This window comes from Streptomyces sp. 2A115 (genome assembly GCF_052245575.1).
Classification (GTDB): Bacteria; Actinomycetota; Actinomycetes; order Streptomycetales; family Streptomycetaceae; genus Streptomyces.
Map to the genome: position 1 here is coordinate 118852 of NZ_JBQQCG010000012.1, position 20665 is coordinate 139516.

Annotated in this window: 19 protein-coding genes and 5 tRNA genes; 16 read left to right on the forward strand and 8 right to left on the reverse strand. The window is 70.5% G+C overall.

The genetic code is table 11. The annotated features are described in order from the left end of the window. Nucleotides 1-164: 164 nt before the first annotated feature. The 6 genes from ACTWQR_RS13600 to ACTWQR_RS13625 all read left to right on the forward strand — a co-directional run bounded on the left by ACTWQR_RS13600 (nt 165) and on the right by ACTWQR_RS13625 (nt 1537). On the forward strand, nt 165-935 hold the full coding sequence (locus ACTWQR_RS13600) for an HAD family hydrolase (RefSeq protein ID WP_443227277.1): 771 nt from the start codon (nt 165-167) through the stop codon (nt 933-935). A gap of 91 nt (nt 936-1026) precedes the next feature. Then, nucleotides 1027-1098, forward strand: a tRNA-Gln gene (locus tag ACTWQR_RS13605). 42 nt (nt 1099-1140) lie between these two features. Next, nucleotides 1141-1213: transfer RNA gene (locus ACTWQR_RS13610), tRNA-Glu, on the forward strand. A gap of 63 nt (nt 1214-1276) precedes the next feature. Then, nucleotides 1277-1349, forward strand: a tRNA-Glu gene (locus tag ACTWQR_RS13615). Nucleotides 1350-1372: 23 nt separating this feature from the next. Further along, nucleotides 1373-1444: transfer RNA gene (locus ACTWQR_RS13620), tRNA-Gln, on the forward strand. A gap of 20 nt (nt 1445-1464) precedes the next feature. Continuing rightward, nucleotides 1465-1537: transfer RNA gene (locus tag ACTWQR_RS13625), tRNA-Glu, on the forward strand. A 131-nt stretch (nt 1538-1668) separates the two neighbouring features. Here the strand turns inward: ACTWQR_RS13625 and ndgR are convergent. Beyond that, nucleotides 1669-2385: an IclR family transcriptional regulator NdgR gene (gene ndgR, locus ACTWQR_RS13630; protein WP_067027029.1), complete on the reverse strand. Its 717-nt coding sequence runs from the start codon at nt 2383-2385 to the stop codon at nt 1669-1671. 229 nt (nt 2386-2614) lie between these two features. Between ndgR and leuC the strand changes: the two genes are divergently transcribed. The 4 genes from leuC to ACTWQR_RS13650 all read left to right on the forward strand — a co-directional run bounded on the left by leuC (nt 2615) and on the right by ACTWQR_RS13650 (nt 5968). Beyond that, on the forward strand, nt 2615-4045 hold the full coding sequence (gene leuC, locus ACTWQR_RS13635; protein ID WP_443227278.1) for a 3-isopropylmalate dehydratase large subunit: 1431 nt from the start codon (nt 2615-2617) through the stop codon (nt 4043-4045). A gap of 6 nt (nt 4046-4051) precedes the next feature. Next, nucleotides 4052-4645, forward strand: coding sequence for a 3-isopropylmalate dehydratase small subunit (gene leuD / locus ACTWQR_RS13640; protein ID WP_443227279.1), 594 nt, complete (start codon nt 4052-4054; stop codon nt 4643-4645). 315 nt (nt 4646-4960) lie between these two features. Beyond that, on the forward strand, nt 4961-5191 hold the full coding sequence (locus ACTWQR_RS13645) for a hypothetical protein (protein WP_055614012.1): 231 nt from the start codon (nt 4961-4963) through the stop codon (nt 5189-5191). A 138-nt stretch (nt 5192-5329) separates the two neighbouring features. Continuing rightward, the gene (locus ACTWQR_RS13650; protein ID WP_443227280.1) at nt 5330-5968 is read left to right on the forward strand and encodes an HU family DNA-binding protein; all 639 of its coding nucleotides are present in this window, start codon (nt 5330-5332) and stop codon (nt 5966-5968) included. A 93-nt stretch (nt 5969-6061) separates the two neighbouring features. On the opposite strand, the gene ACTWQR_RS13655 is transcribed toward ACTWQR_RS13650, so the two are convergent. Together ACTWQR_RS13655 and cofC are read right to left on the reverse strand one after the other, a co-directional pair. Beyond that, a complete protein-coding gene (locus tag ACTWQR_RS13655) occupies nt 6062-6265 on the reverse strand; it encodes a hypothetical protein (protein ID WP_443227281.1) in 204 nt (67 codons plus the stop codon). Nucleotides 6266-6458: 193 nt separating this feature from the next. Then, complete coding sequence (gene cofC, locus ACTWQR_RS13660) at nt 6459-7091, reverse strand: 2-phospho-L-lactate guanylyltransferase (RefSeq protein WP_443227282.1); 633 nt, start codon at nt 7089-7091, stop codon at nt 6459-6461. Nucleotides 7092-7283: 192 nt separating this feature from the next. Between cofC and ACTWQR_RS13665 the strand changes: the two genes are divergently transcribed. The 3 genes from ACTWQR_RS13665 to ACTWQR_RS13675 all read left to right on the forward strand — a co-directional run bounded on the left by ACTWQR_RS13665 (nt 7284) and on the right by ACTWQR_RS13675 (nt 10433). Beyond that, nucleotides 7284-8123 carry a lysophospholipid acyltransferase family protein gene (locus ACTWQR_RS13665; RefSeq protein WP_443227330.1) on the forward strand — a complete coding sequence of 280 codons (840 nt, stop codon included), beginning with the start codon at nt 7284-7286 and terminating at the stop codon, nt 8121-8123. Then, complete coding sequence (locus ACTWQR_RS13670; protein ID WP_443227283.1) at nt 8120-9139, forward strand: NAD(P)H-dependent glycerol-3-phosphate dehydrogenase; 1020 nt, start codon at nt 8120-8122, stop codon at nt 9137-9139. The genes ACTWQR_RS13665 and ACTWQR_RS13670 overlap by 4 nt, the downstream gene beginning before the upstream one ends. Nucleotides 9140-9275: 136 nt before the next feature. Continuing rightward, nucleotides 9276-10433 (forward strand): D-alanine--D-alanine ligase family protein, encoded by a 1158-nt coding sequence (locus tag ACTWQR_RS13675; RefSeq protein WP_443227284.1) that lies wholly within the window; start codon nt 9276-9278, stop codon nt 10431-10433. Nucleotides 10434-10537: 104 nt separating this feature from the next. Here ACTWQR_RS13675 and ACTWQR_RS13680 read toward each other — a convergent pair whose 3' ends face one another. Together ACTWQR_RS13680 and ACTWQR_RS13685 are read right to left on the reverse strand one after the other, a co-directional pair. Continuing rightward, nucleotides 10538-11047 carry a DUF3515 domain-containing protein gene (locus ACTWQR_RS13680; RefSeq protein ID WP_443227285.1) on the reverse strand — a complete coding sequence of 170 codons (510 nt, stop codon included), beginning with the start codon at nt 11045-11047 and terminating at the stop codon, nt 10538-10540. Nucleotides 11048-11067: 20 nt separating this feature from the next. Next, nucleotides 11068-11301 (reverse strand): Lrp/AsnC ligand binding domain-containing protein, encoded by a 234-nt coding sequence (locus tag ACTWQR_RS13685; RefSeq protein WP_443227286.1) that lies wholly within the window; start codon nt 11299-11301, stop codon nt 11068-11070. A 206-nt stretch (nt 11302-11507) separates the two neighbouring features. Here ACTWQR_RS13685 and ACTWQR_RS13690 point away from each other — a divergent pair, with 206 nt between their 5' ends. Then, the gene (locus ACTWQR_RS13690; RefSeq protein WP_443227287.1) at nt 11508-12473 is read left to right on the forward strand and encodes a thiamine-phosphate kinase; all 966 of its coding nucleotides are present in this window, start codon (nt 11508-11510) and stop codon (nt 12471-12473) included. Then, a complete protein-coding gene (thiD, locus tag ACTWQR_RS13695) occupies nt 12470-13306 on the forward strand; it encodes a bifunctional hydroxymethylpyrimidine kinase/phosphomethylpyrimidine kinase (RefSeq protein ID WP_443227288.1) in 837 nt (278 codons plus the stop codon). Before ACTWQR_RS13690 ends, thiD begins: the two co-directional genes overlap by 4 nt. 115 nt (nt 13307-13421) lie before the next feature. Here the strand turns inward: thiD and rpmB are convergent, their stop codons facing one another. Then, nucleotides 13422-13607, reverse strand: a complete 186-nt coding sequence (gene rpmB, locus ACTWQR_RS13700; protein ID WP_079164833.1) for a 50S ribosomal protein L28 — start codon at nt 13605-13607, stop codon at nt 13422-13424. A 248-nt stretch (nt 13608-13855) separates the two neighbouring features. On the opposite strand from rpmB, the gene ACTWQR_RS13705 reads away from it, so the two are divergent. After that, on the forward strand, nt 13856-15667 hold the full coding sequence (locus tag ACTWQR_RS13705; protein ID WP_443227289.1) for a DAK2 domain-containing protein: 1812 nt from the start codon (nt 13856-13858) through the stop codon (nt 15665-15667). 69 nt (nt 15668-15736) lie between these two features. Here ACTWQR_RS13705 and ACTWQR_RS13710 read toward each other — a convergent pair whose 3' ends face one another. Together ACTWQR_RS13710 and ACTWQR_RS13715 are read right to left on the reverse strand one after the other, a co-directional pair. Beyond that, on the reverse strand, nt 15737-18742 hold the full coding sequence (locus tag ACTWQR_RS13710; protein ID WP_443227290.1) for a tetratricopeptide repeat protein: 3006 nt from the start codon (nt 18740-18742) through the stop codon (nt 15737-15739). After that, nucleotides 18739-20577 carry an HSP90 family protein gene (locus ACTWQR_RS13715; protein WP_443227291.1) on the reverse strand — a complete coding sequence of 613 codons (1839 nt, stop codon included), beginning with the start codon at nt 20575-20577 and terminating at the stop codon, nt 18739-18741. Before ACTWQR_RS13715 ends, ACTWQR_RS13710 begins: the two co-directional genes overlap by 4 nt. Between the last annotated feature and the right edge of the window lie 88 nt (nt 20578-20665).

Sequence of the window (20665 nt, forward strand, 5' to 3'; positions counted from 1 at the left end):
AACGGGTCACGCGCCAGGACGCGTACAGCCTTGTCCAACTGGGTTCGGCGTTCTTCGGGCGTCGTACGCCCCGCGACGCCAGGGCCCGGCCGACGCCGACCGGCGACCGGCAGACACCCGACGATCGACAGACACGGCCGAGGGCCCGGCGTTACCGTCGAGCCATGACGATCAAAGCCGTGGTGTGGGACGTCGACGACACGATCTTCGACTACACGACGGCCGACCGGGCCGGAATGCGCGGACATCTCGCCGCCGAGGGCCTGCTCGACGGGTACGCGTCCGTCGAGCAGGCCCTCGCCCGCTGGCGGGAACTCACCGACCAGCAGTGGGCGAGGTTCGCGTCGGGGGAGACGACGGACTGGGAGGAAGCGCGCCGGGACCGCGTACGGGCCTTTCTGGACGCGCCCCTGACCCACGAGGAAGCCGAAGCCTGGTTCCACCGGTACATGGGGCACTACGAAGCGGCCTGGGCGCTGTTCCCGGACGTCCTGCCCGTCCTCGACACGCTGGCCGGCAGCCACCGCCACGCGGTCCTCTCCAACTCCAGCATCCGAGTCCAGGACCGCAAGCTGAGCGTCCTCGGCGTACGCGACCGCTTCGAGTCGGTGCTGTGCGCGGCCGAGCTGGGCGTCTCCAAGCCCGCGGCCGAGGCGTTCCACGCGGCCTGCGACGCTCTGGCACTGCCGCCCCACGAGGTCGCGTACGTCGGGGATCACCCGGAGATCGACGGGCAGGGCGCGGCCGACGCCGGGTTGTTCTCGGTCTGGATCGACCGCGCGGGCGGGAGCGCCGTCGCGGTCCCGGGCGGGGACGCCGCGCCGGGCCGGCCGACGGATCGGCTCGTTGGCCTGCGCCGGATCGTCTCGCTCGGCGAACTTCCTGGGATCCTCCGGCCCGATACCCGTTTTGGAGCGCCGTCCACCTTCAGGTAATGTTCTTCCTGCGCCGCCGGAGAGTCGACCGTAAGGACAGGCCTCGAAGGCGCATACTAGAACAAGATCCCCAACAGGGGTTGCGTTTCAGTGGCCTATGGTGTAATTGGCAGCACGACGGTTTCTGGTTCCGTTAGTCTAGGTTCGAGTCCTGGTAGGCCAGCTCGCAGAGCTCATCTGCAACCGCGGAGATCCATTCCGCAAAGCCCCCGTTGTGTAGCGGCCTAGCACGCCGCCCTCTCAAGGCGGTAGCGCCGGTTCGAATCCGGTCGGGGGTACAGATCCTTCCCAGGGGGGACAGTCCGGGTCGCACCCGCTGACTCTCATGCAGGATCGCTAGGGCCCCCGTTGTGTAGCGGCCTAGCACGCCGCCCTCTCAAGGCGGTAGCGCCGGTTCGAATCCGGTCGGGGGTACTCAGGGTGGTCTAGACCACCATTGGGCTATGGTGTAATTGGCAACACGACGGTTTCTGGTTCCGTTGTTCTAGGTTCGAGTCCTGGTAGCCCAGCTGGATCACTTGTGGTCCTTGCCCCCGTTGTGTAGCGGCCTAGCACGCCGCCCTCTCAAGGCGGTAGCGCCGGTTCGAATCCGGTCGGGGGTACACGAAGAAGAAGCCCTCCCCAGTTGGGGAGGGCTTCTTCGTGCTGAGCTGGTTGAGCTGAGGGACAACGTCAACTCCAGCCGATCGCTGCGGCGTTGAAGCGACCGGCCGGCCGAAGTCGATGCGGGCGGTCAGCCCGTGCGGCGCAGCGCCTCCGACAGGCGGGCGGCCGCGTCGATGACCGCCTGGGCGTGCATCCGGCCCGGGTGGCGGCTGAGGCGCTCGATCGGTCCGGACACCGAGACGGCCGCGACAACGCGGTTCGACGGCCCGCGCACCGGCGCGGAGACGGACGCCACGCCCGGCTCACGCTCGCCGATCGACTGGGCCCAGCCCCGGCGCCGTACGCCCGACAGCGCCGTCGCCGTGAAGCGGGCGCCCTGCAGGCCGCGGTGCAGGCGCTCCGGCTCCTCCCAGGCCATCAGGATCTGGGCCGAGGAGCCGGCCTTCATGGTGAGCGTCGAGCCCACCGGGACCGTGTCCCTGAGGCCCGACAGGCGCTCCGCCGCGGCGACGCAGATGCGCATGTCGCCCTGGCGGCGGTAGAGCTGCGCGCTCTCGCCCGTGACATCGCGCAGGTGCGTGAGTACCGGGCCCGCCGTCGCGAGGAGGCGGTCCTCACCCGCCGCGGCGGCCAGCTCGGCCAGCCGCGGGCCGAGAATGAAACGGCCCTGCATGTCGCGCGCCACCATACGGTGGTGTTCAAGTGCCACGGCGAGGCGATGTGCCGTGGGCCGTGCCAGTCCGGTCGCCGCGACCAGTCCCGCGAGGGTGGCCGGACCGGACTCCAGAGCGCTCAGGACAAGGGCTGCCTTGTCCAGAACGCCGACGCCGCTACTGTTGTCCATGAAACGATATTCGCGTCTCACTCTGTGAAACGCAAGTTCAATTTTCCGTGGAACGCGCCACCCTGGTATACACAGCGGCCCGTAATTCATGGGCCCGGCGACCACATGCCCGAGAACAGCGGCGAGAGAGCCGGAGGGGCACGCCGGAGGCGAGCGGCCGAGCACGATCGGACCCTCGACACCGGCTGGAGCGCCCCGGAGGCGAACGAGCCAAACAAAGGGGAAAGCGATGGGTAGGACACTCGCTGAGAAGGTCTGGGACGACCATGTCGTCCGGCGCGCGGAGGGCGAGCCCGACCTTCTCTTCATCGATCTGCACCTGCTGCACGAGGTGACCAGCCCCCAGGCCTTCGACGGCCTCCGTCAGGCGGGGCGCCCCGTGCGCCGCCTCGACCTCACCATCGCGACCGAGGATCACAACACCCCGACCCTCGACATCGACAAGCCCATCGCGGACCCGGTCTCCCGCGCCCAGCTCGAGACGCTGCGCAAGAACTGCGCCGAGTTCGGCGTGCGTCTGCACTCCCTGGGTGACGTCGAGCAGGGCGTGGTGCACGTCGTGGGACCGCAGCTGGGTCTGACCCAGCCCGGCACCACGGTCGTGTGCGGTGACTCCCACACCTCCACGCATGGCGCCTTCGGGGCGCTGGCGTTCGGCATCGGCACCTCCCAGGTCGAGCACGTGCTGGCCACCCAGACCCTCCCGCTGGCCCGCCCGAAGACCATGGCCATCACGGTCGACGGTGAACTGCCCGAGGACGTCACGGCCAAGGACCTGATCCTGGCGATCATCACCAAGATCGGTACGGGCGGCGGCCAGGGCTACATCCTGGAGTACCGCGGCTCCGCCATCGAGAAACTCTCGATGGAGGCCCGGATGACCATCTGCAACATGTCGATCGAGGCCGGTGCCCGCGCGGGCATGATCGCCCCCGACGAGACCACCTTCGAGTACATCAAGGGCCGCGCCCACGCCCCCGAGGGCGAGGACTGGGACGCCGCCGTCGCGTACTGGAAGACCCTTAAGTCGGACGAGGACGCGGAATTCGACGAGGAGGTCGTCATCGACGCCGCCTCCCTCGCGCCGTTCGTCACCTGGGGCACCAACCCCGGTCAGGGTGCGCCGCTTTCGGCGTCCGTCCCCGACCCTGCTTCGTACGAGGACGCTTCGGAGCGCCATGCCGCCGAAAAGGCCCTGGAATACATGGGGTTGACCGCCGGGCAGCTGCTGCGCGACATCAAGGTCGACACCGTCTTCGTAGGTTCCTGCACCAACGGCCGTATCGAGGATCTGCGCGCGGCCGCATCGATCGTCGAGGGCCGCAAAGTCGCCGACGGCGTACGGATGCTGGTGGTCCCCGGCTCCGCGCGCGTCGGTCTGCAGGCCGTCTCCGAGGGCCTGGACCTGGTCTTCAAGGAGGCCGGCGCCGAATGGCGGCACGCGGGCTGCTCGATGTGTCTGGGCATGAACCCCGACCAGCTCGCCCCCGGTGAGCGCTCCGCCTCCACGTCCAACCGCAACTTCGAAGGCAGGCAGGGCAAGGGCGGCCGTACGCACCTGGTGTCGCCGCAGGTCGCCGCCGCCACCGCCGTGCTGGGCCATCTGGCCTCCCCGGCGGACCTGTCCGACGCCGACACCCGTACGCCCGCTGGAGTCTGATCAGTCATGGAAGCATTCACCACGCACACCGGCCGGGCCGTCCCGCTGCGCCGCAGCAACGTCGACACCGACCAGATCATCCCCGCCCACTGGCTCAAGAAGGTGACCAGGGACGGCTTCGAGGACGGGCTGTTCGAGGCCTGGCGCAAGGACTCGTCGTTCATCCTCAACCAGCCCGAGCGCGAAGGCGCCACGGTCCTGATCGCGGGTCCCGACTTCGGTACCGGCTCCTCGCGTGAGCACGCTGTGTGGGCGCTGCAGAACTACGGCTTCAGGGCCGTCATCTCGTCCCGCTTCGCCGACATCTTCCGCGGCAACTCGCTCAAGAACGGCCTGCTCACGGTGATTGTGGAGCAGGAGATCGTGGATGCGCTGTGGGAGCTCACCGAGAAGGATGCGCAGGCTGAGGTCACTGTGGACCTTGAGGCGCGCGAGGTGCGCGCCGAGGGCATCACGGCCGCCTTCGAACTCGACGAGAACGCCCGTTGGCGGCTGCTGAACGGACTGGACGACATCTCCATCACGCTCCAGAACGAGGCGGACATCTCCACGTACGAGGCCAAGCGGCCCTCGCACAAGCCGCGGACCGTTCAGGTCTGATCACCCTCAGGTTCGGTCGCCCTCGGGTCGGTTCACCTCCGAGTGTGGTCAGGCCCGAACCCGCAAGGCTGATTCCGGCCAGCTCAACAGGCCTCTGTACCCCCAATCGTGGACGGTTGGGGGTACATCTGTGTCTGCCTCCGCAAGAGGTCTCACGGCCTCGGTGATTGGCCTCAACTGGCCTTGTTTCAAGGGGGCTTGATGGGGTAGTCGAGCCTCGGCAGAGCCTTGTGGGGAGACGCGCAGGAGGCCCTCGGGAGGCGGTAGTTACCCCCTGCGCAGGCGACAACTCGCCCCAGATGGCACAATCTGTGCATGGAACACGACGGCCAACTCGAGCTCTATGCGGCAGTCGCGTCCCAACTCAAGGAAGCGCACACAAGGGTGCGCGCACTGCAAGTCCCGGAGGGCGTACGGATGGCGCTGACCCGGAAGCTGCTGGTCATTACGGCCGTGGCCAAGCACGATCTCGCCGATGCGACAAGGCGTCTGGAGCGGTTCACCACGGACCTCGACGAGGGCCGAATCCCCGAAGAGGAACGCTGAGGAACTCCGCACCGGCCCGAGTTCGTTGCGGCACTAGGGTGATTAGCCCGTTTCGTGTTTGATTTGCGGTATATATCTGCCTAATGTGCGAAAAAGCTTGAACACTTTCGTTCTGGCAATGTCTCCGAAGGGGAAGACGTGAACAAGGCGCAGCTCGTAGAAGCGATTGCGGACAAGGTCGGCGGGCGTCAGCAGGCCGCCGACGCGGTCGACGCCGTACTGGACGCCATCGTCCGCGCGGTTGTGGGCGGGGAACGGGTCTCGGTCACCGGCTTCGGTTCCTTCGAGAAGGTGGACCGCCCGGCCCGTTACGCCCGTAACCCACAGACTGGGGAGCGTGTTCGGGTCAAGAAGACCTCCGTGCCGCGTTTCCGCGCGGGCCAGGGCTTCAAGGACCTGGTGAGCGGCTCGAAGAAGCTCCCGAAGCACGATGTGGCGGTCAAGAAGGCGCCCAAGGGCAGCCTGTCCGGCGGGGCCACCGCCACGGTGAGGAAGGCCGCGGCCAAGAGGGCGACCACGGCCAAGAAGGTCACGCCGAGGGCGGCCGCGGCCAAGAAGGCCGCGCCGGCGAAGAAGACCACGGCGACGAAGAAGACGGCGGCCAAGAAGACCACCGCCAAGACGGCCACGGCGAAGAAGACCACGGCCAAGAAGGCGGCGGCGAAGAAGTCGACCGCCAAGAAGGCGACGGCCAAGAAGACCGCGCCGGCCAAGCAGGCGCCCGCGAGGAAGACCGCGGCGCGCAAGACCACCGCCAAGAAGGCCACCGCCCGCTAGGAGTAGGGGTGCTGGGTACTCACGCGCCGGGCCGGACTCCCTTTGGGGAGCCCGGCCCGCGGCGTGTCCGGCACGGCCGGAAGGTGTGCGCGCTCAGAAGGTGTGCAGTGTCACCAGGGTGATGCGGCGGTCGTCCTGCTCGCCCTCGAGCTCGATCCGCACCCGCTGGCCCGGGCGCAGCATCCTGAGGCCGCCCCTGTCGAACGCCGGGCCGTCGAAGGGCACGGGGGTGCCGTCGTCCAGCAGCACCTGGCCGCTGTGGGTCTCGGGGTCGTATGTGTACGCGGTCGCCTGCATGAGGTGAAGCGTATGCGCTCCGCTTGGGGCGGGTCTCTGAGGCCGGTGCGCGGAGTGCGGGTTGTCCGGGCTGAGCGCTCCCCCACTCTCGACTTCGCTCGAGCGGGGGGACCCCCATCGCGGCGGAGCCGCAAATGACACAGCCCCGCGCCTCTTATGGGGCGCCCGTTGTGCGGGCGTGCTGAGAGGCAGGTCAGGCGGCCTTCAGCCGCTCTACCGCCGCTGTCGTGCGGGGGCCCACGCCAAGGGTGAGGGCCGCTCGTAGGTCGGCGCCGGTGTCTACGTCCTGGCGTACGGAATCCACGGCGGTCAAGAGCAGTTCCATGGCTCCCGACGCGCGATGACGGGCGCGGGAATCGGTGCCGAATGCGGGGAGCAATTCGTGGTCTGCGGAAGCGGCCAGGAGAGTTGTGCCGATTCCGGCGGCGTCCGGGAGGAAAGCGCGGGGGAATTCGGCGGCCGCGGTGAGGACGCGGGCCAATTCCAGGGGACGCAGAGCGGGAAGATCGGCGTTCAGGGCCGCCAGCGGCCTTCGGGGGCGTCTGGTGCGTACCGCCGACGCCGCGTGCCCCAGGGCGGCGTTCAGGCCGCCTCCCGGCTCGTCCGGGATGATCCGGGCGCCCAGTGCGGCCAGTTCGCGCCCGGCCAGTACGTCGCCCGTGACGACCGCCACATCCCCGACCGCCGGGCAGGCCAGCGCCGCGGCCACGGTGTCCTGTGCGAACGCGAGGGCGAGCCCGGGGCGCAGGCCGTCGGCCGCGGTGTCCGAGAGCCTGCTCTTCGCCCGCGACAGGGCTTTGAGGGGTACGACCAAGGTCCACTGCACGAGCGCTCCGTCCCTCCCTTGTCGCGCCTATTGTGACCCGGACACCGTGGCGGGCAGGCGGCAGGGGGGATACGGCGAAGCTCCTTGTAAGGGCGGTGGTGGGAGACGGGCGGGCGTACGGTGTTCTCGACAGACAGGCGGCCTGGGGCGACACTTGTGCGGCCCCCCAGGCCCTAGAGGAAGGTGTCGCGCGTGCCCCGCCGCAGAATCGGCTTCTGGTACCGCTTCGCGGCGGTGCTCTGCAAACCGCCGTTGGTGGTTCTGATCAAGCGGGACTGGCGTGGAATGGAGAACATTCCGGCCGAGGGCGGATTTATTACCGCGGTGAACCACAATTCCCACGTGGACCCCTTCGCGTACGCGCACTATCAATACAACACGGGCCGTGTTCCGCGATTCCTCGCGAAGAGCGGGCTTTTCAGGAAGGGTTTCGTGGGGGCGGCCATGCGCGGCACCGGGCAGATCCCGGTGTACCGCGAGAGCACCGACGCGCTCAGTGCCTATCGGGCCGCGATCGACGCCGTGGAGCGCGGGGAGTGCGTGGCGTTCTATCCCGAGGCCACCCTGACCCGCGATCCCGACCTGTGGCCGATGACCGGCAAGACGGGGGCCGCACGGGTCGCCCTGCAGACCAAGTGCCCGGTGATTCCGGTCGCTCAGTGGGGCGCCAACCTGCTGCTTCCGCCGTACGCCAAGAAGCCGGACGTCCTTCCGCGCAAGACGCACCATGTACTCGCGGGCCCACCCGTGGACCTCTCGCGCTTCTATGACAAGGAGATGACCCCCGACCTCCTGAAGGAGGCGACAGAGGTCATCATGGCCGCGATCACCGCGCAGCTGGAGGTGATCCGCGGCGAGAAGGCGCCCAGCACGCCGTACGACCCGCGCCAGGTGCGCATCGATCAGCGGCGCAGGACACGGGCACACGAAAAGCGGAAAAAGGCAGAGCGGGAAAAGGCGGCGCGGGTACAAGCAGAGCAGGAAAAGGCAGAGCAAGAAAAGGCAGAGCGGGAAGAGGAGCACGGCAAGTGACGACATCCGGCAAGCCCGTCAAGGCGGCCGTCTTCGGGACCGGATCGTGGGGCACGGCCTTCGGCATGGTGCTCGCCGACGCCGGGTGCGACGTGACGCTGTGGGGACGGCGGGCCGAACTCGCCGAAGCGGTCAACTCCACGCGTACGAACCCGGACTACCTGCCGGGCATCGAACTCCCCGCGAACCTGAAGGCCACCACGGACGCCGCTCAGGCCGCGCGCGACGCCGACTTCACCGTGCTCGCCATTCCCTCACAGACGCTGCGCGGCAACCTCGCCGAATGGACTCCGCTGCTCGCTCCCGACACCGTTCTCGTCTCCCTCATGAAGGGCGTCGAACTCGGCTCCGCGATGCGGATGAGCGAGGTCGTCGAGGACGTGGCCAAGGTCGGCGCCGACCGTATCGCCGTGGTCACCGGGCCCAACCTCGCCCGTGAGATCGCCGCCCGCATGCCGGCCGCCGCCGTGGTCGCGTGCCGCGACGAAGCGGTGGCCCAGCGGCTCCAGGCCGCCTGCCACACGCCGTACTTCCGCCCGTACACCAACACCGACGTGGTGGGCTGCGAACTCGGCGGTGCCATCAAGAACGTGATCGGTCTCGCCGTGGGTATCGCGGACGGCATGGGACTCGGCGACAACGCCAAGGGCTCCCTCATCACACGCGGTTTGGCGGAGACGACCCGGCTCGGCCTCGCCATGGGCGCCGACCCGCTGACGTTCTCCGGCCTCGCCGGCCTCGGCGACCTCGTGGCGACGTGCTCCTCGCCGCTCTCGCGCAACCACACCTTCGGCACCAACCTCGGCAAGGGCATGACCCTCGAGGAGACCATCGCCGTCACCAGGCAGACCGCCGAGGGCGTCAAGTCCTGTGAGTCCGTACTGGACTTGGGCCGCCGGCACGGCGTCGACATGCCCATCACGGAGATGGTCGTCGGCATCGTCCACGAGGGCAAGCCACCGGTCGTCGCCCTCAAGGAGCTGATGTCCCGCAGCGCCAAGCCGGAGCGCCACTGAAATCCGGCCCGGCCAGTTCGCGGAACCACGCTGCGCAACAGCGGGAATGACGCTGAGCGACCATCCGAACGACGCTGGGCGACAGGGACCGTCGGGCGCTGACTCGCGCCCTACCAACGGGTACTCTCAAGCCGATATGAGCACCGAGAACCTGCCCCAGAGCCCCGAGCAGCAGCCCCGTAAGCCGCGTGTGGCCGTCGTGTTCGGCGGTCGCAGCTCCGAACACGGGATCTCCATCGTCACCGCCGGCGCGCTCCTGCGAGCCATCGACCGTACGAAGTACGACGTACTGCCGATCGGCATCACCCAGGACGGCCGCTGGGCGCTCACCGCGGACGAGCCGGAGCGGATGGCGATCGTCGACCGGCGCCAGCCGAACGTGGAACAGCTCGCGGAGTCGGACGAGGGCGGCGTGGTCCTGTCCGTCGACCCCGGTAACCGGGAAGTCGTCTACAGCGAGCCCGGTTCGGTCCCCAAGGCGCTCGGTGAGGTCGACGTCGTCTTCCCGATGCTGCACGGCCCGTACGGCGAGGACGGCACCCTCCAGGGCCTCCTGGAGCTTTCCGGAGTCCCGTACGTCGGCTCGGGTGTGCTCGCCTCGGCCGTCGGCCAGGACAAGGAGTACATGAAGCGGGTGTTCACCTCCTTCGGGCTGCCCGTCGGCCCGTACGTGGTGATCCGCCCCCGCGAGTGGGAGCTCGACGAGTCCGCGGCCCGCAAGAAGATCGTCGACTTCGCCGGCGAGCACGGCTGGCCGCTCTTCGTGAAGCCCGCGCGCGCGGGGTCGTCGATCGGCATCACGAAGGTCGACGACCTGGGCGGTCTCGACGAGGCGATCGCGACTGCCCAGCAGCACGACCCGAAGATCCTCGTGGAGGCGCTGCTGCGCGGCCGCGAGATCGAGTGCGGGGTCCTGGAGTTCGAGGACGGGCCGAGGGCCTCCGTGCCCGCCGAGATTCCGGCGGCGCAGTCGCACGCGTACTACGACTTCGAGGCGAAGTACATCGACTCGACGCCCGGCATCGTGCCGGCCCCGCTGACGTCCGAGCAGACCGCCGAGGTCCAGCGGCTCGCCGTCGAGGCCTTCGACGCCGCGTCCTGCGAGGGTCTCGTTCGCGCGGACTTCTTCCTCACCGAGGACGGGGAGTTCGTGATCAACGAGATCAACACGATGCCCGGCTTCACGCCCATCTCCATGTACCCGCAGATGTGGGAGGCGACCGGAGTGCCCTACCAGGAGCTGGTGGACCGCCTGATCCAGGCGGCGATGCGCAGGTCTACGGGGTTGCGCTAGATCGCGCTGCACTCTTCCCCAGGGCTGTGGGAGCCGCTTTTGGGGGCGCGGGGAACTGCGCGACCAGCCACAAACGACCCGCAGTCAACGAACAACCGGTCTTCTCAGTTGGCGATCCCCTCGGGGATCGCCTTCTTGATGGCCGCGGCCAGGTCGATCAGAACGGCGGACGTGTCCGACCCTTTGCGTACGGTCACCTCGACGTACGCGACGCGCGACGCACTGGTGAAGCGGTATGCCCCGTCGTCCCGCTCCTCCATCAGCCAGTCGACGCCGTTCACACCGCCGGCGACAGCGTTCGGGTCACGGCCCTCGGCCACCTTCGGATCGACCATCTTCGGCGGCCGCTCGACACCGCAGCGCAGTATGATCGCCGGGCTTCCCCAGCCCGCGGTCAACGCGGACCGGGGCTCGGGATCCTCCCGGTCGAGACCATCCACCTTCCGCGGCAGTGACTTGTCCAGGTTCCGGCACAGCTCGGTGACCTTCCCGTCCGGGCTGGGAACCACGGTCGAGGTGTTGTCGTCTGCTGAGGAGCAGCCCGCGGCCACGATCAGCAGGGCGAGGGCGGGCAGCCCGAAGTAAGAGGTGCGCCGGTGACGGGAGAAGTCCACCGGCCTAGGGTAGACGGGGGCTACAGGTGCACGACCGGGCAGGTCAGGGTACGCGTGATGCCGTCCACTTGCTGGACCTTGGCGACCACCATGCGGCCGAGCTCGTCGACCGTGTCGGCTTGGGCCCGCACGATCACGTCGTACGGTCCTGTCACATCCTCGGCCTGGATCACCCCTTGAATCTTGCTGATCGTTTCGGCGACGGTCGACGCTTTGCCGACCTCCGTCTGGATCAGGATGTACGCCTGTACCACGGAACCTCCAGGGCGGCCACGAGGATCATGTGGGGAAAAGGAACGCCACGGTATCGCGTCGCTGCTCGCCGCGGGGAGACCCGCGGGGACTGGGGCTTGCGTGCCGGGGTGCACGGACCGCGCAAGTTGACGGTCAACTCGACGGTACCCAGGTCGGAGACGGCTCGCGACTGGGCAGAAGCAGTAACAGAAGGGGACGTACGACGATGAAGGGCACCGTGGGAGAGTTGGGAGAGTTCGGGCTCATCAAGGAGCTCACCTCGCGGCTCACCACCACCCCGGCGGTACGCGTCGGGCCGGGCGACGACGCCGCCGTGGTGGCCGCCCCCGACCGCAGGGTCGTGGCGAGCACCGACATCCTCCTGGAGGGGCGGCACTTCCGGCGGGACTGGTCCACGGCGTACGACGTCGGGCGCAAGGCGGCCGCGCAGAACCTCGCGGACATCGCGGCCATGGGCGCCGTACCGACCGCGCTGCTGCTCGGCCTGGTCGTGCCGGCCGAACTCCCCGCCACCTGGCCGTCGGAGCTGATGGACGGCCTGCGGGACGAATGCCAGGTCGCGGGCGCGGCCGTGGTCGGCGGCGATGTCGTACGCGGCGACACGATCACCGTGGCGATCACCGCACTCGGCGATCTCCGCAACCACGAGCCGGTGGTCCGGTCCGGCGCCCAGCCCGGCGATGTCGTCGCCGTGACGGGCTGGCTGGGCTGGTCCGCGGCCGGGCACGCCGTGCTCTCCCGCGGCTTCCGCTCGCCGCGTGCCTTCGTCGAGGCCCACCGGCGCCCGGAACCGCCGTACCACGCGGGCCCCGCGGCCGCCGGGCTCGGCGCGACCTCGATGACAGACGTCAGCGACGGGCTGATCGCCGACCTCGGGCACATCGCCGAGGCCAGCAAGGTGCGCATCGACATCCGCTCCGGCGCCGTCGACATCCCGTCGCAGATGAACGACATCGGACAGGCCGTCGGCGTCGACCCGATCCAGTGGGTGCTCACCGGCGGCGAGGACCACGCGATCGTCGCGACCTTCCCGCCGGACGTGAAGCTGCCCGCCCGCTGGAAGGTGATCGGCGAGGTCCTCAACCCGTCGGCGCTGCCGCAGGTCACGGTCGACGGGGCGCCGTGGACCAGCAAGGGCGGCTGGGACCACTTCGCGGACATCGAGTCATGAGTGCCAGGGGCGCGGGGAGCGTCGGGAGCGCGAGGAGTGCTCCGCCTCGTGTGCTGACGGTCGCGGGCTCCGACTCCGGTGGCGGGGCCGGGATCCAGGCCGACCTGAAGACGATGCTCGCGCTCGGCGTGCACGGCATGAGCGTGATCACGGCCGTCACCGCGCAGAACTCCCTGGGCGTACAAGGCGCTTGGGAACTTCCGGTGGAGGCGGTGCGCGCCCAGTACCGCAGCGTGGTCGACGACATCGGTGTGGACGCGGTCAAAACCGGCATGCTCGCCTCCGCCGAACTCGTCGAGACCGTCGCCGAGTTGATCGGCGCCACGGACGCGCCCGCTGTCGTCGACCCGGTCGGCGTCTCCAAGCACGGCGACTCGCTGCTGGCCGCGTCCGCGCTGGATTCCGTACGGACGAAACTGCTGCCCGTCGCGACGGTGGCCACCCCGAACCTGGACGAGGTCGTCCAGCTCACGGGGGTGCGCGTCGAGTCGGAGGACGGGATGCGGCGCGCGGCGGCGGCCATGCTGGCGTACGGCCCGAGGTGGGTGCTGATCAAGGGCGGTCATCTCAGCGGTGACGCCGTTGACTTCCTCACCGACGGCTCCGACGAGCTCTGGCTGCGCGCGGTCCGGCTCGACAACCGGCACACCCACGGCACGGGGTGCACCCTCGCCAGCGCGATCGCCGCGGAGCTCGCGAAGGGGGAGGCGGTGCCGGGGGCGGTCGTGGCGGCGAAGGAGTACGTCACCGGGGCGATCGAGGCCGGCTTCGCGCTCGGGGACGGGATCGGTCCGGTGGATCACGGGTGGCGCTTCGGGGCGGGTGACGCGTAAGCGATTGCGTAAACGCTTACGCGCTCGGCCGCACCCGAGCACAGCAAAAAGCCGGTCCACCGAGGTGGACCGGCTTTGAGCAGCGAACCAGCAGTGGCCGCGCGCTAGCAGAGCGTCAGCGCGAGACCTTGCCGGCCTTGATGCACGAGGTGCAAGCGTTCACGCGCTTCGGCGTCCCGCCCATCACGGTACGGACGCGCTGGATGTTCGGGTTCCAGCGACGGGACGTACGGCGGTGAGAGTGCGAGATGTTGTTGCCGAAGCTCGGCCCCTTGCCACAGACGTCGCAGTTGGCAGCCACGGGTCACTCCAAAGACTTCAGATGCTCTTACGGTGGATCCCGGCATGCCGGGATCAAGATCTAGGATCTGAGTGGCGGTGCCAGGGAGAAGGCCCGATCGGATCGGGCAACCGGAGCAGCATACAACGACTGCGTCCGTACAACGAAACTACCATGGTCGGCCAGGGCTCCCGCCCGGCCCTCTTCCGGCGGGAACCTGACCTGGGTCTACGCTGCGTCCCACGTTCCGGCTGCTCAAGGAGGCGCAGGTGCCGCAGGTGCCGCACACATTGGACGCTCTCGTGGTGCGCGCCTGGTGCGGACTCGCGCTGGAGGCCCTCGGTCGCGCGCGCGAGGAGATCGACGCGATCAACGTCTATCCCGTGGCGGACGGGGACACCGGCACCAACCTGTACCTGACGGTGGAGTCGGCGGCCGCGGCCGTCGAGGCGGTCTTCGCGGCGCATGCCGCCGTTTCCGGCGAGCAGGAGGCCTCGGGCGGGCAGGAGGACTCCGCCGGACAGGGGGCTTCTGGTGGGCAGGTGGCCCAGCGGCCGGCTCTCGCTGACACGATGCGCGCGATGGCGCACGGCGCGCTCATAGGCGCCCGGGGGAACTCCGGGACGATCCTGGCGCAGCTCCTCCGTGGCATGGCCCAGGTACTAGCCGCCAAGAGTGACGCCATTCATGCCGACGGACCGGCTCTGCGGCTCGCCCTCCGGCATGCGGCCGACGCGGCCCGGCAGGCCGTCGCGCATCCGGTCGAGGGCACGGTCCTCACGGTCGCCTCGGCCGCCGCCGACGCGGCCTCCGGCGCCGAGGGCGACTGCGGCGCGGTCGCCCGGGCGGCCTACGAGGGAGCGCGGGCGGCGCTCGCGGCGACTCCGGGGCAGCTGGCGGTCCTGAAGCGGGCCGGAGTGGTCGACGCGGGCGGACGCGGGCTCGTGGCCGTGCTGGCGGCGCTGGTGGAGACGTTCACGGGCGAGGCGCCGGCCGCCGGGGCGGTGCCGGTTCTTGTGGGGCACGCGCGCGTGGGGGCGGGCCCGGACACGCAGGCACCGCACGCGCGCGTGCAGGCCGGTGTGCCGGAGTCCGTCGGAGACATGAGCGACGCGGGGGAGTGCGTCGACGGCGCCCCGGCTCTGGAAGAGGGCGGGCCCGCGTTCGAGGTGATCTACCTCCTGGAGGCGGAGGACGCGGCCGTGGTGCGCCTGCGGGAGCGGCTCGACTCGCTCGGCGACTCGCTCGTCGTGGTCGGCGGGGACGGGCTGTGGAACGTCCACGTGCACGTCGACGACGCCGGCGCCGCCGTGGAGGCGGGCGTCGAGGCCGGTCGGCCGTACCGGATCCGGATCACGCACTTCGGGCTCGGCGACGCGCACACGGCGGGCGCCGCCGGGCGGCCGGTCCGGGAGCGGGCAGCGCGCGCGGTCGTGGCCGTCGTCCCCGGAGAGGGGCTGGCGGGCCTGTACGCCGGCGCCGGGGCGACCATCGTCCTCGCGCGTCCAGGGGAGCCGCCCGCGAGCGGGGAGCTCGTCGAGGCGGTTCGGCGGGCGCACGCGCGCGAGGTGGTGCTGTTGCCCAACGACGCCGAACTGCGCCACACCGCGGCCGCCGCGGCCGAGCAGGCCCGCACCGAGGGCGTCAGGGTCGCCCTGATCCCCACGCGCTCCGCGGTCCAGGGGATCGCCGCGCTCGCCGTGCATGAGCCCGAGCGGCGTTTCGACGAGGACGTCGTCGCGATGACCTCGGCCGCCGGGGCCACCCGGTACGCCGAACTCGCCGTCGCGGAACGCCAGTCGTGGACCATGGCCGGCATCTGCCAGGCCGGTGACATCCTCGGCCTCATCGACGGCGACGTGGCCGTGATCGGCTCCGACATCACGGCAACGGCCGAGACCGTCCTGAACCGCATGCTCGCGGCGGGCGGCGAGATGGTGACCCTGGTGCTGGGCGACGACGCCCCCGACACGATCGCCGGACACCTGGAGTCCCGGGTCAGGGAGTCGTACATGGCCGTGGACACGGTGGTGTACCAAGGCGGACGCCAGGGAGCCCTGCTGCTGATCGGCGTGGAGTAGACGCGTCCCGCGTCCCGCGGGCAGGGGGCGGGCGCGGGGCGGGACGCCTCCCGCTCCGCGTGCCGCTTCCTAGTCCTTCGACTCCTGGTCCTTCGACTCCCGGTCCTCAGCTCCGGTGACCCGCAGCAGCCTCTCCGCCTCCGCCCGCCGGGCCGCCGCCGTCTCGTCGGCGTCGTCCGCCCCGGAGTACGCACCGAGCACCACGCGCGCGTGTGCCGCGGCCGCTTCGTGGCGTTCCAGGTCGGCCGCCAGCCAACCGGCGGCCAGCTCGGCACTCGCACGGCCGTGGAGGTGGTTCGGGCCGAGGGACGCGAAGACCGTGGCAGCCTGTACGACCTGGGCGAGGGCCTCCTCGAAGACGGCGTGGATCGCGTCGTCGTCGGCGTCGTCAACCACGGAGCGGGCGATCAGATCACCGAACTGCCGATGCGTCTGGCCGAGTTCGGCGACGAGCTGTTCCCGCTCGTCGTCGTCCTCCGGTGCCGCGGTCTCGCACTCCCCGAGCGCCGCCGTCATCAACTCTCGTGCCGCGTCGAGCCCCGCGCCGTCCTCGCGCACCGCGAGCCAGGCGCGGGCCCGCAGAGAGCGGATCAGCCCGTGGACGTTGCCGAGGGACCGCCACAGGTCACCGGCGCGTTCGTAGGCCTGCTCCGCCTGGGGGAGCAGCTCCGCGTGGCCGAGGGCCTCCGCTGCGAGATGGGCGAGCATCGCGTGGTCGCGCTGGTCGGGCCAGTGCCGGGCGATCTCGGCGGCTCGGAGCCAGCTTTCGGCGGCCTCGCGGTGCTCCCCGAGCTCGGTGTGACAGTCACCGAGCCACCAGTGGGTCTGCACGAGCGCACCGTCGCCGTGCGTCTCCGCGCTCAGTTCCGGCAGCGCCGACTCCAGGACCTCCGCGGCCTCGGCCCAGCGCCCCTGGCGCAGCAGGAAGCCGCCGAGCTGATGTCGTGCCCAGGCGCCAAGTGTGGGCCCTTCGCCGCCTTCGTCGGCCCAGTGTGACGCCTCCAGGGCATGATCCGCGGCAGGCCCGAACTGCCCGGTGGCGCCGAGTATTTCGGCCAGCTGAAGATGCAGCTGCGCCCGGCCGGTCGCCTCCATGAACGGCGTCCCGTGCTCCAGCGCGGCCCGGGCCGCCCGCTCCGCGGCCTCGGCGTCGCCCAGCCGCACGATACCGGTGAGCCGGGCCTCGTACTCCACCGCGAACCACGGCAGTCCGGCCGCGACGAACGCCTCAGAAGCCCGCGTGAGCAGCTCCGCGGCCGTCTCCGCGTCCCCGGCGTGCGCGGCGAGCTCCCCGAGCATGGCCTGCGCCTCCGCGGCCCGTGAGGCGACCAGGAGGTCCCCGTCCCCGGTGTGCGGCTCGGTGAGTGCCAGCAGCTCCCGAGCGGCGCTCTCCGCGGCGGCGAGGGCCTCGGAGCCGGTTCCGGCCTCGCCCCCCTCCGCCGCCTCGTGCACCCGCTGCAACAGAATCCGAGCCCGCCCCACCAGCACGGAAGCCGCCTGCCGGACCCCGGTACCGCCTTCGGCGAAGAGGGCGAGCACCTGCTCGTACGGCTCCGCGACCGCGGCCAGCGCCTCGCCGGTCCGCCCCGAGAGAGCCAGTACGAAGGCTCCACGCGCGCGTGCCGCCAGGGCCTCGCCCGGGTCGCCCGCCGCCACGTACAGCTCGGCGGCGCGCGCGAAGAGCTCCACGCCCTCCGGGCCGTGGCCCATCGCCTCGTGATCGGTCATCTCCGCGCGGTCGCGGATGTCCAGCTTCCCGGCCTCGTCCCCGACCGCCTGAGAGACCGCGGCCCACGCCGCGACGGACTCCGGGTGCAGGGAGTCCGAGAGCCGGCGGGCCTCGGCGAGCAGCGCGGTCAGGTCCGGCTCGGTGGCGGAGGCGTCGGCCGCGGTGGCCCTCGGTATGGGCGCGGGCTTCAACGGTGCGGTCACGGTCCGTGCGGCCCGTACGCCCAACGGCAGCCGCTCCACCAGGGGCAGCTGGTCCATGCGCTCCCGGACGCGGCCACTCACGTACGCCGTGCCGTTGCGCTCGTCGAAGCGCGCGGCCAGCGAAAGGGCCTCCACGCGCGCGTGGGCGGCGAGTTCGCCCGCGGTCCAGGTGCGGTCGGCCGGTCTGGGCACGGTCCCCGAGCCGAGCCCGAGCGAGGTCAGCCGGTCCATCAGCAGGGCGACCACAGCGAGGAAGTTCATCCGGCTGCGCGGCTCCCCGGAGTCCGTGAAGTACGCGGGACGCTCGGCCAGCAGCTCCAGGGCGCGCGCCTCGTTGCCGGTGAGCGCGCAGAACTCCACGTGGTCCGCGTACGCCCCGCGCATGCTCTCCATGGGCCGTACGAGCCGGAAGCCGCGCAGATGGTGGGCCCGGGCCTCGTCCAGGCGGCCCAGGCGCAGCAGGGGCAGCAGGGAGGACGCCAGGACCGCGTGCGGCTCGTGGGCGCACGTGTACTCGCCCGCCAGGACGGGCCGCCACAGCTCCAGCGCCTCGGCGTCCGCGCGCCCCTCGGCCTGCCACGCGCCCTGGTCGTGCAGTTCGCAGGCGTGGCAGTCGGCCATGCGGTCCCGGTCCGCGCCGAGCCACGCGGCGTACGCCCGCTCGGCCCGCTCCAGGTCACCGATGTGCCGGGCCACGCTGAACTCGGCGCTGCGCACGGCCCGTTCGGAGTGCCCGGCGAGCCGGTAGCGGTGCTCCATCTCGCCGAGCCACTTCTCTATGGAGGCGAGCGGGATGTGCGGCTGGCCCAGCATGCCCGAGGACACCCACTTGAAGACCCAGTGCAGGGAATGGGTCTCGTACTCGTCGAAGTCCTCGGGCCGTTCGTCCCACATGCGCAGCAGGCGCGCGAAGGGGACGAACATCTTGTCCTTCTCCGAGCTGTAGTTGTAGACCTTCAGCTGGTGGCCGAGCGCCTCGATCACGGCGAGCGGGATGTTCAGCTTCTCGGCCTCCGAAAGCAGGTGCTCCGCGCGCGCGTTGCGGGCGGGGCCCTCCGGCTGCTCGTAGTTCTCCTGCATCGCCCGGCGCAGCGTCTCGAAGTCCCTGTCCCTGTCCCTGTCCCTGTCCATGGACTGGCTCATCGGTGGCCCTCCTCCGGTGAGTTGCTGTGGGTGGCCCACTCCAGAAGGCCGATGAACGCGCGGTTCAGGAGCGCCGAGTCCGCGGGGCGCAGTGGCCGTTGCGCCATCAGCAGGGCCTGCCCGTACAGGGACTCCGTGGCCGTCCCGATCAGCTCCCGGTCGTCGAGTGAACTGATCCTCCGGATCAGCGGGTTGAGGTGGTTGAGCACCAGCCGCGCGCGGGGGGCGCTGCCGCGCAGCGAGCCGAGGATCCCCGCCCACAGGTCGTCGGCCTGCTCCTCGGCGTCCGCGCGCGCCTGCTCGTGGCGTGCGGACCGGTCGTCAAGGTGCAGCGCGGGCACGGAGAGGGGATGGAAGGCGCGCAGGACGACATCGCATCCCAGGGGGTCGAGTTTCGCCCGCGCGGCCCCCAGGAAGGCCGACAGGGCCAGCTCCTCGGCCGGGTCGACGGCGTCCAGATGTGCCGTCACGGTGTCGGCGTCCAGCTCCGCCACGACCGTCCCCGGCCGCACCGAGGGCAGCGCCTCGACCAGCTCGCTGTCGTACGTGTAACCGCCGTTGATGACCCCCACGCCCTGCGCGGACGCGATCGGCGCGACCTGCCGGTACTCCTCCACGGTCCGCGTGAAGTGCACCACCGGGTGCCGCTGGGCGAACTCCTCCAGGGACAGCTGACCGTCGGTCGTCTCGAAGGGCAGCCACGGCAGCATCGTGCGCAGCATCTCGCTGTCGTGCCGGGCCAGGGACTTCACGCCCAGGTGGTGCACCGAGAGGAAGGCGGCCAGCCGTTCCGGATCGCCGGCCGCGAGTCCGGTCAGCCAGGCCCGGATCCGCTCGCCCAGGGCGTCCCGTACGCCCGCCAGGGTCTCGTCCTCGTACAGCGACTCCCGCGACGCGGTGGGCCGCAGACTGTCCGTGTCGAGGACGCAGCGCACGAAGAACGCCCAGTCGGGCAGCAGCTGTTCGGCCCGCTCGGTGAGCAGCATGCCCTTCAGGTGCACGCGATGTCCGGCGCGCTGAGCGGGGCTGACGGCGGACGGCAGCACGTACGCCATCCCGCGGATCCCGGCGATCGGCACGTCCAGCTCGATCGAGTCCAGCGGCGTGAAGCCGAACAGGTCGTGGCAGTGCCGCGCCAGGGCCACCCTTCGGGTGGCGGGACTCGGGTACGAGCGGTCCCAGGGCGCCGGAAGGTCCGTGACCGTCTCGTCGCCCACCCGTACGTCGTACGGCAGCAGCGATCCGAAATCCCGGGCCAGCGACAGCACACGCTCCTCGGCCAGCCAGTCGGCGGCGCCCGGGCGGGCCACCAGGTGCACGGTCGTGCCCGGCTCGGTACGGGCCTCATGAGGGAGCGTCCGCACGGTGTACGAGCCGTCGTCCGTCGCCGTCCACTCCACGGGCGGGGCGTCGGGCGTACGCGCGCTGCGGCTGACGACCCGGATGCGCTCGGCGACCACGAAACACGCCAGCAACCCGATGCCGAACTGCCCGAGGAAGTCCGAACGCGCCGACTCCAGACCCTCGGCGCGCTTGGAGCTGCGGCCGATGGTCGCCAGGAGGCTGTGCACGTCCGTCTCGGTGAGCCCGATCCCGGAGTCCTCCACACGCAGGGTGCCGCCCTCCGTGAACAGCCGGACCAGGGCGGGCGCGTCGGGCTGCTCGGCACGGCGGGCGGTGATCGCGTCCACGGCGTTCTGCAGCAGTTCGCGCAGATAGACCTTCGGGCTGGAGTAGAGATGGTGGGAGAGCAGGTCCACGAGACCGCGCAGGTCGACCTGGAACGTATGGGGTGACTGGGATGCCTGTGATGACTGTGAGGTCTGGGAGTCCATCGTCGCAGCGCCGGTGGGGGGACTCGCGACGGCGCGGGGTCGGGCGGTCCCGCGAGAGGGTGACCGCGAACAAGGCCGGAGCGCGACA

Excerpts from the sequence above, each read along its gene's own strand:
- ACTWQR_RS13600 (WP_443227277.1), top strand. The coding sequence starts at position 165 with ATGACGATCAAAGCCGTGGTGTGGGACGTCGACGACACGATCTTCGAC.
- ndgR (WP_067027029.1), bottom strand. The coding sequence starts at position 2,385 with ATGGACAACAGTAGCGGCGTCGGCGTTCTGGACAAGGCAGCCCTTGTC.
- leuC (WP_443227278.1), top strand. The coding sequence starts at position 2,615 with ATGGGTAGGACACTCGCTGAGAAGGTCTGGGACGACCATGTCGTCCGG.
- leuD (WP_443227279.1), top strand. The coding sequence starts at position 4,052 with ATGGAAGCATTCACCACGCACACCGGCCGGGCCGTCCCGCTGCGCCGC.
- ACTWQR_RS13645 (WP_055614012.1), top strand. The coding sequence starts at position 4,961 with ATGGAACACGACGGCCAACTCGAGCTCTATGCGGCAGTCGCGTCCCAA.
- ACTWQR_RS13655 (WP_443227281.1), bottom strand. The coding sequence starts at position 6,265 with ATGCAGGCGACCGCGTACACATACGACCCCGAGACCCACAGCGGCCAG.
- ACTWQR_RS13675 (WP_443227284.1), top strand. The coding sequence starts at position 9,276 with ATGAGCACCGAGAACCTGCCCCAGAGCCCCGAGCAGCAGCCCCGTAAG.
- ACTWQR_RS13690 (WP_443227287.1), top strand. The coding sequence starts at position 11,508 with ATGAAGGGCACCGTGGGAGAGTTGGGAGAGTTCGGGCTCATCAAGGAG.
- thiD (WP_443227288.1), top strand. The coding sequence starts at position 12,470 with ATGAGTGCCAGGGGCGCGGGGAGCGTCGGGAGCGCGAGGAGTGCTCCG.
- ACTWQR_RS13710 (WP_443227290.1), bottom strand. The coding sequence starts at position 18,742 with ATGAGCCAGTCCATGGACAGGGACAGGGACAGGGACAGGGACTTCGAG.
- ACTWQR_RS13715 (WP_443227291.1), bottom strand. The coding sequence starts at position 20,577 with ATGGACTCCCAGACCTCACAGTCATCACAGGCATCCCAGTCACCCCAT.